This window comes from uncultured Subdoligranulum sp. (assembly GCF_937890665.1).
On sequence record NZ_CALADU010000207.1, the window covers coordinates 1 to 13,247 of the forward strand.

Below are 13,247 nucleotides of genomic sequence, written 5' to 3' on the forward strand. Positions count from 1 at the left end.
GCGGACCGGCAGCTGATGACCAGCCTGTCCCACGACATCCGCACACCGCTGACTACCTTAATTGGGTATCTGGACGCGGTCCACCGGCAGGTGGTGACGGGGGCGGAGCGGGAGCAGTATCTTGAAACCGCCCGCCGCAAAGCCCACGACCTGAAAGCCACCACCGACGAACTGTTTACCTGGTGCAAGCTCCATTCGGGGGAAGCGGCCCTGCAGATGGCCCCCCAAGAGTTGGGGGAGCTGACCCGCGGCGTGCTGGTGGACTGGGTGCCTTTGTTGGAGGAGCACGGCATCGACTATGCCGTGGATATCCCCGACGCGCCCTTCTGGGTCGCCTTAGACGAGGAGGGCTACCGGCGGATCCTCAACAACCTGCTGCAAAACGTACTGGTCCACAGTCAGGCCACCCAGATCGCCCTGCGGGTCCGGCAGCGGAACAACGAGGTGACGGTGCGGCTGGCGGACAACGGCGTGGGCATTGCCAAGGGGGATCTGGACCGGATCTTTGACCGGCTGTACAAATGCGACCCGGCCCGGACTTCCCATGGCAGCGGGCTGGGGCTTTCCATTGTGAAGCAGTTGACGGAGCGGATGGCGGGCCGCATTGAAGCCCAGAGCAAGCCGCACTGCGGCACTGTCTTCTGCCTTACCTTTCCCCTTTGTCCGCCGCCCGATTTGCAAGGAAACCCCAAGGTTGCGGCAAGGCGGATGTAAGGTACTTGTGGTAGGCTGATTGCAAGGAGGCGAACCAAACCATGACCAACTATCTGATCGAAACCCAAGACCTGACCAAGCAATACGGCAGCCAGACCAGTGTGAACCGGCTGAACCTGCACCTCAAAGCCGGGCGGATCTACGGCCTGCTGGGGCGCAACGGCGCCGGCAAGACCACCACCATGAAGATGCTGCTGGGGCTGACCCAACCCACCGCCGGGGCGGTGTATCTGTTTGGCATGCCGCTGCGGGGCAACGAGAAAAAGATCCTGCCCCGGATCGGCAGCCTGATCGAGTCGCCGGGGTTTTACCCCAACCTGACCGGCACCGAAAATCTAAAAATCTTTGCCACCCTGCGGGGGATCCCCAACGCCCACTCCATACAGGACGCGCTGGAACTGGTGGGCCTGCCCTACCGGGACAAAAAGCTCTTCTCCCAGTATTCTCTGGGCATGAAGCAGCGGCTGGCCATCGCCTTGGCGGTGATGCACGACCCCGAACTGCTGATTCTGGACGAGCCCATCAACGGGCTGGACCCCATCGGCATTGCCGAGATCCGCACCTTTCTGCGCAGTTTGTGCGACGAGCGGGGCAAGACCATCCTGTTGTCCAGCCACATTCTGTCCGAGATCTCGCTGCTGGCCGACGACGTGGGCATCATCGACCACGGCGTGCTGCTGGAGGAGGAATCGCTGGCCGAGCTGGAAGCGAAAAACGGCCGGTACATCCACCTGTCGGTCTCCGACGCGGCGCAGGCGGCCCGCCTGCTGGAAACGGTGGTCCACACCACCCGGTTTCAGGTGGAGGACGACCACGGGCTGCGCCTGTTGGACTTAGGGCTCTCCCTGCCTGAGCTGGCCCGCACCATGGTGGACAGCAGACTGGAGCTCTACGACCTGCACCTTTGCGAGGACACGCTGGAAGATTACTTCAAGCGGGTGACCGGGGGTGAGGGAATTGCTTAGTCTTGTACGGTGCGAGCTGTACAAGCTCAAGCGCAAGCATCTGGTTCCGGCACTGGTGGGCTTGGGGCTGCTTTTACCCCTGCTGCTGGCCCTCTACGAATGGCCCACCCAACAAGGGATGGCCTCGGTCACCGCCACCTACAAGGCCGGCCGGCTGGATTATTTCACCGTCTGCCTATGCGCCTACGGCTGCATGCTGCTGATGCCTTGCCTGCTGGGTGTGTTGGCGGTCCACCTGTTTTTTCTGGAACGGGACAACGACACCTTCAAAAATCTGCGGGTCATCCCCGTGACCAGCGCCCAACTGATTTTCGCCAAACTGAGTACCCTGTTGTTGCTGGAACTGGCCTTTGTGGCGATCCTTTACGGAGGTCTTGTCTTCTTTTTTACGGTGCTGGACATCGGCAGCCCGGCCCATGCGGGACGGTACTTGGCGTTTACCCTCTGCAACGGGCTGCTGGCCTTTGCCAATTCGCTGCCGGTGGTGGTGTTGGTGGTCTACTGCAACCGCAGCAACCTGATCTCGCTGCTGCTCTGCTTTTTCTACGACATCTTTAGTTGGGGTGCCGCCCTTGTGGGGATGCTGGCTGCCTACACCCACCCGCAGCTTTACCAACTGCTGCGGCTGCATGCCCCGCTGTGCGCCCTGCAATGGACCACTTGGCAGTTTGCTGACCCCGCCCAGCGGGCTTCGCTGGAAAGCACCTTTCCCTTTTTGCCCAGCGGCCTTCATACGGTGGGGCTGCACCTTCTGGTGGCGGGCCTCTCCTTGGGGCTGATCCTTCGGTTTTATAAAAAGTGGGCGGGGTGAGTGCGATGATCCGAATTCTTTACACAGAACTTCTCAAACTCAAGCGGTATTCGGTGGTGACGGCGGGGCTGGCCATGACCATTCTATCGGTGCTGATGACCCTTTTTTATGCCACCGCACAGGATGGCACCGTCTGGACCTTCGCCTACTACCTGCATACCATCCAGTCCAAGAATGTGCAGTATTTTTTCCCGCTGATCCTCGTGCTGGTGGGCGGCTTCTGCATCACCCGGGAGGAAGGGGACGACACCCTGAAGAACCTGCTTACCGTGCCGGTGTCCTACCGGCGGCTGCTGGCGGCCAAGGCCGGGGCGCTGCTGCTCCTGACCTGTTTGTTCAGCTTGTTCTGCGCCGTCTTTGCCGTGGCGGTGAACCTGCTGTGCCGGTTTCCCGGCATGACGCCGGCGGCGGTGGTGCAGGCGGCCCTCTCGCTGCTGGCCACCAACCTGCTGGTCTATCTGGCGGTCAGCCCCCTGCTCTTTACGCTGGCTGCCCGCCGCAGCACCTTTTTGTTCAGCCTGCCGCTGGCCTTTCTGTATGGGTATCTGGCCACCTTTGAGGGCAATCCCCTGAATTTTCTGCCCACCAAGGCCTGCCTGATCCTCACCGACCCACTGTGCGGCGATGGCTTCCCCTATGTTTACACGCCGGGGCGCGCGGCTCTTTCGCTGGCAGTCTGCGGGGCTCTGGGGCTGGCGGCGGTGCTGCTTCACGGCGGGGGCCGCTTTGCCGAACCCGCCCGCCGGGCCGAGACCGTCCCCCGCAAGAAAGGATGGTGAAACCCATGGCATTCCGTCTGCTTCGCTGCGAGCTGTACAAACTCAAGCGTACCCCCTTTGTGGAGCTGGTGGCGCTGGCCGCCTGTCTGTTCCCGGTGCCCGCCGCCCTGCTGGCCCTGAACGGCGGCACCGACGGCAGCTTTCTCAGCCTCTCTTTCCTGCTGCTGGTCATGCTGGCCGGGCCGCTGCTGCTGCCCGTGGTGGGCGGCTGTCTGGCCGTACTGCTCTTCCTCCGGGAGCGGGACTGGGAGACCCTGAAAAACCTCTACACCGTGCCGGTGCGGTGGTCTGGGCTGGTAGCAGCCAAGCTGTTTGTGGTCTATCTGGGCTGCATCCTCTTTGCGGTCATCAGCCTGCTGGCCGCCGCGGCGACCATCGCGGCCACCGGCACCCCCGTGACTCCCCTCTTTACCAGTCTGGCGGCCGCCGGGCTGTTGGGTTTCTTCTACGCCTCGGCCACTTTGCCGGTCATTTTGCTGGTGCTCTGGCTGGACCGGGGCACGCTGGTCAGCATTTTGCTCTGCGTGCTCTACGGCGTGGCCCAAAGCACCCAGCTCTTCGGCGGGGTGTACGTCATCGCCGGGACCGGCTCGGCGGAAGCGGCCTCCCTTGCCTCTCCCCTGCTCTGGACGTTTCCCATGCTGGTGTTTCGCTGGTATACCAGCTTTGCGGCCTCGGGGCAGGTGGTGCTGCCGCCGGGTACCGCCCCCTTCTATCTCAGCACCCCGCCGCTGGTGGGGCTTTGTCTGGTGCTCATCGTGGTCTGCGGCGCCGCCATCGTCTGGCTGGGCCGCCGTCAGGAGGTGTAATGCCATGTTGTCTTGGATTTCGCTGGAACTGACCAAGCTGCGCCGCACCTCGCTGCTCTGGGTGGGCGTTGCCGCCGGGCTGCTGGCCATTCTGGTCAGCTTTTATCTGGCCGCCGCCGACAGGATGACCCAATACACGGTGGACATCTTTATGGGCAACCTCATCGCCAACAACCAGAGTTCTCTCTTCCCCTTTGTGGCGGTGCTGACGGTGGGCCGCATGATGGAAGCGGAACGCACCGCCCATACCTTGCCCGGCGTCCTCACGGTGCCGGTGCGGTTTTCCACCCTGCTGGCCGCCAAATTGGCAACCGGGGCAGTGCTGACGGCGGGCTACTCGGCAGTACAATGGGTGCTGGGGGTGGTCTGCTGCGTGGGGCTGGCCCTGCCCGGGGTGGAGCTTCTTCCCCTGCTGGGGGATCTGGCCCGGCTGCTGGCCAACAACCTCTGCCTCTATGCCGCGGTGCTGCCCGTGACAGCGCTGACCGCCCAGTTTGCCGGGGGCCATGTGGCGGGTACCGTGTTTGCGGTGGTTTACAGTTTCTGCTCCATCCCCCTCAGCGGCCACGGCTTCGCCGCCTTCTACCCCATCAGCGCCGGGTCGGTGCTCATGGGACTGGACGGCCCCGCCCCTACCGCCGCCCAGTGCCTTTGCGCCGGGGTCAGTCTGGGCGGCACCCTCTTGCTGGGGCTGCTTTTCACCGTTACCGCCCGGGACCGCACCGAGGAACGACAGCCCAAGCCGCCCCAACAGAGCAGAAAACATCTTTTCCATCCCGCCTGAGCCAAGGCGGCTTTCTGCCATGCACAGCACAAAGGACCGCAACAGTCGTTGCGGTCCTTTGTTTTGCCGGCGCGGTGCCCCAGCTCCACCGCGGAATGGTTCCTTACAGGGAAAAGGTTGCCACCCGGTAAAGGTTTTGGTCCTGTTCGGTTTCCATCTGCAAGGCCACGCCCGGCGCCTCGGTCAGCGGGTCCACAATACCCACCCAAAGGCTGTAACGGCCGCCGGGCAACGCCCCAGCCCCCGGCAGAGATATGGCCGCGGTGTGGCTTCCCGGACCCCAACTGGCAAACGGCAGGGTGGTCTGGCCGGACCAGACCGTTTGCCCCCTATCATCCCGCAGTTCCAGCGCCGCCGGCCAGCGGGCATACAGCGGCGCCAGACCGGTGTTTTCCCACTGGAGTTCGGCTTGCAATGTGGAAGAAAACATCGTGCGCCAGACCGTACACCGCCGTACCCCCAGCGTGTAGCCCATCTCGGCCAGCAGCGTGCGGAGGTTTTCCCCTTCGGTGCCGGACAGTTCCCCGTAGGCCGGGGCGTTGGGCCCTAAAAAGGTGGTGTGGCTTTGTTGCAGCAAGGACAGCGTGGTGGGGAACTGGGCGTCGGAAAAATACCATCCGTCCGCCTGCCGGGGCGAAAATTCGCCCCCCGACGGCGCCGCACGCCAGAAGTCCGGCATGGCGGGCAGCCATTCCCCGTTCTGGTCGGACTGGTAGCCTTCGGCGATCCATGAGAGCCACTGGCTGTGGGAATCCGGCAGGCCGAAGGAATCGTTGTACAAGCCCAGACCTTGCTCCCTGCCGATGGTATAGGGGCGGCGCAGCAGCAGTTGCTCTGGCCGGAAAACGTCCAGATAATCCTGCACATAGTCGTCGGTGATAGCCTGCGTGGGGAACGGGGCGATCCCGGCATCGGTATCCACATGCCACTCGCCCCAATGGCCCAGACTGCCCAGCTCCACAAAAGCCACCTGCGGGTCTTGGGCATAGCGCTGCCCCAAGGCAGCCACCAACGCCTGATGGGCTTGCCGAAAAACTTCGTTTTCGTAGTCGGGGCTGAAGCCTTGCCCATAATCGCCGTCGTACCAAGTGCCCGCTCCGTCCATGGCATCGTAGAGCCAGTCCGGGATGTCCCGGTGCCGCGCCTCGGTGGGGGTGTCGCAGACCAACCGCAGGATCAGCCGTACGCCATCGGCCCGCCACTGGGCAAAATGGCAGCGTTCTTCCAGCGCCGCAAAGTCATAGTTCCCCTGCTGGGGTTCCAGCTCGCTCCAATAGACCGGCACATAGGCAAAGGCCGCATAGGGGTCCTGCCGGTAATTTTCTCCCCAGACCACCAGCCCCTTCATGGGGTTGGTCACGGGTTTGTCCGACGGGGATATCTCTTCCGCCGCCAGCGGGATGCGCAGCCGCAGCAGCGCGGCCACCGCCAAGGCGGCCCCCAACAGCAGCAGCGGAATCCATTTGCGGGCCTGCATCAGGCCTCCAGATTGCCGCGGTATTCCACCAGCGTGACATCCTGCACCCCATCGATGTTCTGCACCGGCTGGGTAAGGTTCAGGTTGTCGGTTTTTAGGTAGAGTTCCATTGTCAGTTCGGTGGTGCCGCCCTTGACCACCTTGGAGCGGAATTTGCCCGGCTGGGCATGCAGACAGCGGCGGACGGCTTCTTCCACTTCCGGGGCAGAGCGATAGGTGACGATGAGCACATAGGTACCGGCGCTGCCTTTGATCCGCTTGAGAAAGACCAGCGCCAAGGTGACGACGATTCATGCCACAAAGGCGATGTAGTAGTATTGGGCGTCGATGGCAATGCCCGAGGTGATGGCCCAGAACAGGAACATCAGATCCAGCGGATTTTTGACTGCGGTGCGGTACCGCACGATGCTGAGCGCGCCCACCATGCCCAGCGACAGGGTGATGTTGGTGCTGATGGTGACGATGATGACAGCGACCAGCAGGGTCATGATCACCAGCGACAGGTTGAGGGCATGGTCGTACACCACGCCGATAAAGCAGCGACGGTACACCGCAAAGATGCCCATGCCCACCAAAAAGGCGATGACCAGTGTAAGGATCAGGGTCAGCGGTTCGATCTGGTCGGGGAACAGTTCCAGCGCGGATTTTTTAAACAGATCTTGAAAGGTCATAACGAGAAATTTCTCCTGTTCAGCGCGGTACTCACCGCAGGGTATGCCGGACCTGATCCGCACAAAGGCAGAACTTGGAGGCCGACGTCCTGACGAAGGAGTAGGCGCGAAAGATACTTTGAATATACTCCGGCAAAATACCGGTGAACTTGACTTCCAGAATCATCTGTCCTGGCGGCAGCACATGATAGCCGGGGGCTTGCGGGTCAAACAGATCCTGTCGCGGCTCCATAGCGGTAAGGGCTTTATCAAAGGTGATGCGCACCGTTCCTACATCGTTGACGAAGGCTTCCCGGTCATAGGCAATTTCCTCCGAGCTAGCCGCATCAATCCACTGACACACACTCTCCTTGGATTGCTGGTACGCCTCGGATGCCTTCAGGCTCAAGGGGTAATTTCCCCGATGAATGTTGGCATTTTCCAAACAATAGAACTGTTCCAGTTTACGGATGACCGCTTCCGGTTTTTGGGTCGTCGCGGCGTTGTCAAGATAAACCAGACGTTCGTCGTTGCGAAAGATGGGAAAAAACGCCCGAATGCTCTCTTTACTCATGTGGATTCACCTACGGGGTCCGAACGAAGAACCGCGCTGCACAAATCGTCTATGGACGCGATTTGTACCGCTTCGTCATCGGTCCAATGCAGCCCCAGCTCCCGCTCAATGAAAAAAGTCAGCAATGTTTTTTTCTGCAATACAAGACTGCTCTGATGGCAATCGTATTTTTCAACCTTTGACTGGATGACCTCATCCGGTAGAAGGGCGTCCGCCTTGTTCTGCCTTTTTATGCTCAAAACGATGAGTTTTTTGATGTCATCCGTTTCGTCTTCAGGAATCATCAGCTTGCAGCAAACCGCTTTCTTGAGCAGCGGTTTCAATGATTCCCGGTTCTTTTCCGACTGCGGCATTTTTCGTATTTCCTTCAAAATAGCTTTGGCTTCACTTGTCTTCTGAAGAATCTGTTCTACCATGAAATCGCCGCCTATGTGTATGATTTGCCGCAAGCCATTGAACTTTTGTTGTTTTTATTATACAATATACACAAATTATTTTTTTCCTGTAAAACCACACTTTTTTACATATTCATCACAGATGCTGGGTGGGGGGTCCATGTGAAAGCCGAAAAAATGTCCACACTCTATAAAATGTTTCTGGAAAATTTCACCGAAGAATTTTCAATTACGCACAAAGTTGCACCGCAGACGGAAAAAAGCAACTTTCACATGCACAAGCAGTTGGAAATTGTCTACACCATTTCCAACAATTTGAAATGCCGTACAGAGAAAGGGATTTACCCCATTCCCTCCAACTGTCTGGTCCTCATCAACTGCATGGATCTTCACTATTTTTTGGGAGACGCAGACAGCGGCCTATGCGACCGCTATGTCCTCTACTTTTCCCCCACTTTTATTTCTCATTTTTCCACACCGGAATCCAACCTGCTGGAAAGTTTTCAGTTGAGCCGCGTGGAGCGTCCCGTAATTCTGCAGGCAGAAGAAGATGAGATCGACGCCTTCCGTCGTTTAATGGATGAGATGATCGTCTATGAGCGTTCCTCCAATGCAGAGCCCCCCACTACCACATGCTTTCGAGGATACAGCGACATTCTGTACATAAAGTTTTTGCTGGGGCAATTTCTTTTACGTGTAAACCGTCTGTACTGCAAAACCTACGGCTGCAAGCAGGAGGGACTGGACAGGCATCAGGCCCAGATGGTCATGGAAATTTGCGACTTCATTCAAGAACACATGCAGGACGAGGAAAAAACCAGCATGAACTTTCTGTCCGCACATTTTCACATAAGCAAAACGCAAATCTACAATTTGTTTAAAAAAAATACCGGGCTCTCCGCCACCGGCTTCCTGACAGAGTGCCGGATCACCAGTGCCAAGCACTATCTGATCAACAGCGAGTATTCCGTTGAAATGATCAGCGGCATGGTGGGGTATCGGAATTTAAGCTCCTTTTCCCGCACATTTAAAGCGATCGCCGGCTGCAGTCCCCTGCAATATCGAAAAAAACACACCTCATTTGTGGAAGTGACAGAAAATGCCCACCGCACAAGTGACCCACTTCCTCACCAATCGTCGTGAAACTCCAACTCCGTTTTGCCAAAAAGCTGCGATGGACGCCTTGCAGAGGGTTCCATCGCAACCTTTTTGCTAAAGCTCCTATTCTGCATCGCTTTGCTTGGGCACGGTTTTCTTCCTAGGTTTGCCGTAAAGCGCCTTTCCTCCGTGTCAACATCTGCCCCATATGTGTTTGCCGACCTATGCCTTTTTCTTCCGATGTGGTATACTTCTCTCAACAGGCAAAGGGGATCTTTGGGCACGAAAGGCATCCCGAAGATCGCATTGGACCTGCTGCCTATACACTTCAAGGAAACGAGGGAAACATTCGTGAACGGATATACACCTTTTTTGTCCCGGCGCACTTTGTACGGGGCCCTTGCCGTTTCGGCGGCTTTGCTTGCTCTGGGGTCTTTTGTAGATTTTCCCCTTTCCTCTGCGCTGTACGATGCCTCGAATCCTTTTGCCATGTTTTTTGCCGCGTATGGCGCCATGCCTGCCCCCCTTGGCTGTGTGGCGGCGGGCACCCTGTTTGTATGCGGGCGCAGCCGAAGCCATCCCGTTTGGGGCATGGTGCAAGGTGTGGGCGGCGTCTTGCTGCTCATCGTGGGGGCTATGTTGGTTTGTTTTCTGCCCGCCCTGTATCTGCCGGTATCGCCGGCCCTTTTGGCCGGCATCGGTCTGGTGTTGTGCATCGGCACAGTCCTGATCGTCCGGCGTCTGGCCCGCGGTGCCGCCCCTGCCAGCATCACGCGGGTAGCACTGGCCATCCTTCTTGTGATTCTGTGCGAGCTGCTTGTGGTCAATGTCATCAAGGTTTGCTGGGGACGCCCGCGCATGCGGCTGGTCGTCAACCACCCGGAAGCCTACTTCTTCCCTTGGTGGCAATGGGGCACACCGCTGAAAGAGCTTCTCATGGCTACCGGGGTGGCTGCCGACGAATTCAAGTCCTTCCCCTCTGCCCATACCGCCAATGCTGCCACCATGCTTCTGCTGGGACTGATCCCCTATCTGAAGCCGCAGCTACAAAGGTACCAAAAGGCGTTGGTGGCCTTTGGCTTTGCGTGGACTGCCGTAGTAGCGCTTTCCCGCATTATGCTTGGTGCCCATTACCTGACCGATACGGCGGTGGGCTTTTTGATTGGGTTTCTGAGTGTGTATCTGCTCTGCGGTGCCATATTCCGGCCCCACAAAAAAACAAAGTTATAAAGTTGCCGCTTTTTCTTGGCAAAACAGGGCTTTCCGGTGCGAAAGCCCTGTTTTTTTCGTATCTGCGTCAGATTTCTTTTGATATTAAACCATTTTTCCCGAATCGCTCCGTCCGAGTTGTTATAACATCACGTTTCTGCCCAAAATTCAAGCTGTTATTTTGGGCAATTTGCCCCTTGACCGGATTTGAAAAATCGATATAATAGAATTAGAATAATTCTAAAAATTGGTGTTGACTACTGTGACAAAATATGGAAAGAAAATCTTAGAGATCATAAGTTCCTCCCGCAGCCACATGACGGCCGAGGAGATTTTTTTGGCACTTCGGCAAGTTTATCCCACAGTGGTACTTGCCACCGTGTACAACAACCTCAACCGCCTGCTGCAAGAGGATCTGATCCGTAAGATATCGGTGGAAGGAATGCCCGACCGGTATGACCGCATCCAGCGCCACGACCACTTGGTGTGCAGAAAGTGCGGCAAACTGATGGACATTGATCTGGGCGACCTTACCGAACAGTTTGAGAAAACGGCGGGAATCCCGATTTTATCATATGATTTAAAGTTACATGTTCTCTGTGAAGCCTGCCGGGAAAAAAGTAATTGAAAAGGATGTGAACCAACTGAACCATTTACCATTGTCAGTCCGCGTCGCCATTGAGCCGGACAACCCCAGCATTGTCCGTTGGGAAGAAAAGTGTATCCGCTGCGGCATGTGCAAAGAAGCCTGCACCAACCTGATGGGGGTACACGGGACCTACACGTTGGAAGAAACCGGCGGAAAAGCCCTGTGCATCTACTGCGGCCAGTGTGCCAACGTCTGCCCGGTGGACAGCATTACCGAGCGGGACGAAACGCCGCAGGTGCAAACGGCCATCGATGACCCGAACAAAGTCGTGGTGGTCAGCACCTCTCCTGCGGTGCGTGCCGCCTTGGGCGAAGCGTTTGGCATGGAACCGGGCGCCTTTGTAGAGGGGAAAATGGTCGCTCTGCTGCGGGCTTTGGGGGTCGATTATGTACTGGACACCAACTTTGCCGCCGACCTGACCATCGTGGAGGAAGCCAGCGAACTGATCCGCCGCATTACCGAGAAGGATCGTCCCCTGCCCCAGTTCACAAGCTGCTGCCCCGGCTGGGTCCATTTTGCGGAGCTCTACGCCCCGGAACTGCTGCCGCACCTGTCTACTGCCAAAAGTCCCATCGGCACGCAGGGCCCCACGGTGAAAACCTACTTTGCCAAGCAGATGGGGTTGGACCCCAGACAAATCGTCCATGTAGCCTTGACCCCCTGCACCGCCAAAAAGTTTGAAATTCGGCGGGAAGAGATGCACGCCGCTGCCGATTACCACGGCGTGGAAGGGATGCGGGACACCGATCAGGTGATCACCACCCGGGAACTGGCCCGGTGGGCCAAAGCCGCCGGCATCGACTGGAATGCCCTGCCGGATTCCGCCTACGATTCCTTGATGGGCAAAGCTTCGGGTGCAGGCGTCATCTTTGGCAACACCGGCGGCGTGATGGAGGCGGCGCTGCGTACCGCCTACGCCTATCTCACCGGCCACGATGCGCCCCAGACTCTGCTCCAGCTTGAACCCGTCCGGGGCTACGAAGGGGTGCGGGAAGCACAGGTGGAAATCGGGGAACTGACGCTGCAGGTGGCCGTCGTATACGGCACCGCCAACGCCCGTGCCTTCCTGCAGCGAATGAAGGAGAGCGGCAAACAGTACCACTTTGTGGAAGTCATGGCTTGCCCGGGCGGCTGCATCGGTGGCGGCGGACAGCCCAAGGACCTGATGAAAGATGCCGATGATACCCGCAAACGCCGCATTGCCGCCCTGTACCAGCGGGATGCGTCCATGACATTGCGCACCAGCCACGAGAACCCCGAGATCAAAGAGGTCTACGAAGCCTTCTACGGCAAGCCCCTCAGCCCGCTGGCCGAACAGATGCTTCACACCACCTATCAGGACCGAAGTGGTCTCCGCCATAAAAATCGCAATCCAAATCCCGAAATCACAGAAAAAGGAGATAAAAAGCTTATGAAAAAGTGGAAATGCAAAATCTGCGGTTACATTCACGAGGGTGACAGCGCCCCGGAGGTCTGCCCCATCTGCAAGCAGCCCGCTTCCGCCTTTGAACTGATCGAGGAAGCCCCCGCCAAGAGTACCAACAAATACGCCGGCACCCAGACTGAAAAGAATCTGGAAGCCGCTTTCGCCGGGGAGTCTCAGGCCCGGAACAAGTACACCTACTTCTCCTCCGTAGCTCAGAATGAAGGGTACGAGCAGATCGCCGCCCTCTTCCTGCAGACCGCCGAGAACGAAAAAGCCCACGCCAAGCTGTGGTTTGAAGAGCTGCACGGCGTAGGCAATACCGCCGAAAACCTGCTCCACGCCGCCGAGGGCGAGAACTACGAGTGGACCGACATGTATGACAGCTTTGCCAAAACCGCCGAGGAAGAGGGTTTCCCGGAGTTGGCCGCCAAGTTCCGTCTGGTAGCGGCCATCGAGAAGCGCCACGAAGAGCGCTACCGCGCCCTGCTGCACAATGTGGAAACGGCGCAAGTCTTTGAAAAGAGCGAGGTCAAGGTTTGGGAGTGCCGCAACTGCGGCCACATCGTGGTAGGCACCGCCGCCCCGGAGGTTTGCCCCACCTGCAACTACGCCAAGAGCTTCTTTGAGATCCACAGCGACAACTACTGATTTTCTTCTACAGGATCTCTGCCGTTTCCATCGGAAGTTTGGGAGTCGTACTCCGTTGTCTGCAGGTTGCATTTCTTGATGCTTTTCCCAAAGTTCACAGACCATGGGAGCAGACCAGCACGTTCATCAAGCACGGACACGGCCGTTCAGAATGTAGTTTCCCCGCCGCTGCGCAGGGTCCCTAACCGCTTCAGATTTCAATACAAATCATAACCCCACGTTGAACGTGGGGTTTGCAAAACGGCCCCATAGGGGCCAC

Annotated in this window: 15 protein-coding genes; 10 read left to right on the top strand and 5 right to left on the bottom strand. The window is 58.2% G+C overall.

The genetic code is table 11. The features are described from left to right. From Q0526_RS11740 to Q0526_RS11765, 6 genes are all read left to right on the top strand, one after another. Positions 1-714: HAMP domain-containing sensor histidine kinase (locus tag Q0526_RS11740; RefSeq protein ID WP_298733821.1), on the top strand; the 714-nt coding region annotated here is incomplete at its 5' end. A 41-nt stretch (positions 715-755) separates the two neighbouring features. Next, complete coding sequence (locus tag Q0526_RS11745) at positions 756-1,679, top strand: ATP-binding cassette domain-containing protein (RefSeq protein ID WP_298733823.1); 924 nt, start codon at positions 756-758, stop codon at positions 1,677-1,679. Next, positions 1,672-2,490, top strand: a complete 819-nt coding sequence (locus Q0526_RS11750; RefSeq protein ID WP_298733825.1) for an ABC transporter permease — start codon at positions 1,672-1,674, stop codon at positions 2,488-2,490. The genes Q0526_RS11745 and Q0526_RS11750 overlap by 8 nt, the downstream gene beginning before the upstream one ends. A 5-nt stretch (positions 2,491-2,495) precedes the next feature. Continuing rightward, entirely contained in the window at positions 2,496-3,269 is a 774-nt protein-coding gene (locus Q0526_RS11755) for an ABC transporter permease (protein WP_298733827.1), read from the top strand. A 5-nt stretch (positions 3,270-3,274) separates the two neighbouring features. Continuing rightward, entirely contained in the window at positions 3,275-4,078 is an 804-nt protein-coding gene (locus Q0526_RS11760) for an ABC transporter permease (RefSeq protein WP_298733829.1), read from the top strand. A 4-nt stretch (positions 4,079-4,082) separates the two neighbouring features. After that, positions 4,083-4,862 carry an ABC transporter permease gene (locus tag Q0526_RS11765; RefSeq protein WP_298733831.1) on the top strand — a complete coding sequence of 260 codons (780 nt, stop codon included), beginning with the start codon at positions 4,083-4,085 and terminating at the stop codon, positions 4,860-4,862. A gap of 103 nt (positions 4,863-4,965) precedes the next feature. Here the strand turns inward: Q0526_RS11765 and Q0526_RS11770 are convergent, their stop codons facing one another. From Q0526_RS11770 to Q0526_RS11790, 5 genes are read right to left on the bottom strand one after another with little or no spacing between them, the layout of a single operon-like run. Next, entirely contained in the window at positions 4,966-6,339 is a 1,374-nt protein-coding gene (locus tag Q0526_RS11770) for a DUF4832 domain-containing protein (protein WP_298733833.1), read from the bottom strand. Beyond that, on the bottom strand, positions 6,339-6,617 hold the full coding sequence (locus tag Q0526_RS11775) for a hypothetical protein (RefSeq protein WP_298733835.1): 279 nt from the start codon (positions 6,615-6,617) through the stop codon (positions 6,339-6,341). The genes Q0526_RS11770 and Q0526_RS11775 overlap by 1 nt, the downstream gene beginning before the upstream one ends. A 12-nt stretch (positions 6,618-6,629) precedes the next feature. Next, positions 6,630-7,010: a hypothetical protein gene (locus Q0526_RS11780; protein ID WP_298733837.1), complete on the bottom strand. Its 381-nt coding sequence runs from the start codon at positions 7,008-7,010 to the stop codon at positions 6,630-6,632. A gap of 31 nt (positions 7,011-7,041) precedes the next feature. Beyond that, positions 7,042-7,563 carry an aminotransferase class V-fold PLP-dependent enzyme gene (locus tag Q0526_RS11785; protein ID WP_298733840.1) on the bottom strand — a complete coding sequence of 174 codons (522 nt, stop codon included), beginning with the start codon at positions 7,561-7,563 and terminating at the stop codon, positions 7,042-7,044. Next, entirely contained in the window at positions 7,560-7,979 is a 420-nt protein-coding gene (locus tag Q0526_RS11790; protein ID WP_298733842.1) for a hypothetical protein, read from the bottom strand. Before Q0526_RS11790 ends, Q0526_RS11785 begins: the two co-directional genes overlap by 4 nt. A 141-nt stretch (positions 7,980-8,120) precedes the next feature. Here Q0526_RS11790 and Q0526_RS11795 point away from each other — a divergent pair, with 141 nt between their 5' ends. The 4 genes from Q0526_RS11795 to rbr all read left to right on the top strand — a co-directional run bounded on the left by Q0526_RS11795 (position 8,121) and on the right by rbr (position 12,988). Then, a complete protein-coding gene (locus Q0526_RS11795) occupies positions 8,121-9,101 on the top strand; it encodes an AraC family transcriptional regulator (RefSeq protein ID WP_298733844.1) in 981 nt (326 codons plus the stop codon). A gap of 306 nt (positions 9,102-9,407) precedes the next feature. Further along, positions 9,408-10,286 carry a phosphatase PAP2 family protein gene (locus Q0526_RS11800; RefSeq protein WP_298733846.1) on the top strand — a complete coding sequence of 293 codons (879 nt, stop codon included), beginning with the start codon at positions 9,408-9,410 and terminating at the stop codon, positions 10,284-10,286. Between the two features lie 241 nt (positions 10,287-10,527). Further along, positions 10,528-10,893: a transcriptional repressor gene (locus tag Q0526_RS11805; RefSeq protein ID WP_298733848.1), complete on the top strand. Its 366-nt coding sequence runs from the start codon at positions 10,528-10,530 to the stop codon at positions 10,891-10,893. Beyond that, positions 10,856-12,988 carry a rubrerythrin gene (gene rbr / locus Q0526_RS11810; protein WP_298733850.1) on the top strand — a complete coding sequence of 711 codons (2,133 nt, stop codon included), beginning with the start codon at positions 10,856-10,858 and terminating at the stop codon, positions 12,986-12,988. Before Q0526_RS11805 ends, rbr begins: the two co-directional genes overlap by 38 nt. Positions 12,989-13,247 lie beyond the last annotated feature (259 nt).

Bases quoted from the DNA above. Each gene is read 5' to 3' on its own strand.
- Q0526_RS11760 (WP_298733829.1), top strand. From the start codon at position 3,275: ATGGCATTCCGTCTGCTTCGCTGCGAGCTGTACAAACTCAAGCGTACC.
- Q0526_RS11785 (WP_298733840.1), bottom strand. From the start codon at position 7,563: ATGAGTAAAGAGAGCATTCGGGCGTTTTTTCCCATCTTTCGCAACGAC.
- Q0526_RS11780 (WP_298733837.1), bottom strand. From the start codon at position 7,010: ATGACCTTTCAAGATCTGTTTAAAAAATCCGCGCTGGAACTGTTCCCC.
- Q0526_RS11770 (WP_298733833.1), bottom strand. From the start codon at position 6,339: ATGCAGGCCCGCAAATGGATTCCGCTGCTGCTGTTGGGGGCCGCCTTG.
- rbr (WP_298733850.1), top strand. From the start codon at position 10,856: ATGTTCTCTGTGAAGCCTGCCGGGAAAAAAGTAATTGAAAAGGATGTG.
- Q0526_RS11765 (WP_298733831.1), top strand. From the start codon at position 4,083: ATGTTGTCTTGGATTTCGCTGGAACTGACCAAGCTGCGCCGCACCTCG.
- Q0526_RS11790 (WP_298733842.1), bottom strand. From the start codon at position 7,979: ATGGTAGAACAGATTCTTCAGAAGACAAGTGAAGCCAAAGCTATTTTG.
- Q0526_RS11745 (WP_298733823.1), top strand. From the start codon at position 756: ATGACCAACTATCTGATCGAAACCCAAGACCTGACCAAGCAATACGGC.
- Q0526_RS11755 (WP_298733827.1), top strand. From the start codon at position 2,496: ATGATCCGAATTCTTTACACAGAACTTCTCAAACTCAAGCGGTATTCG.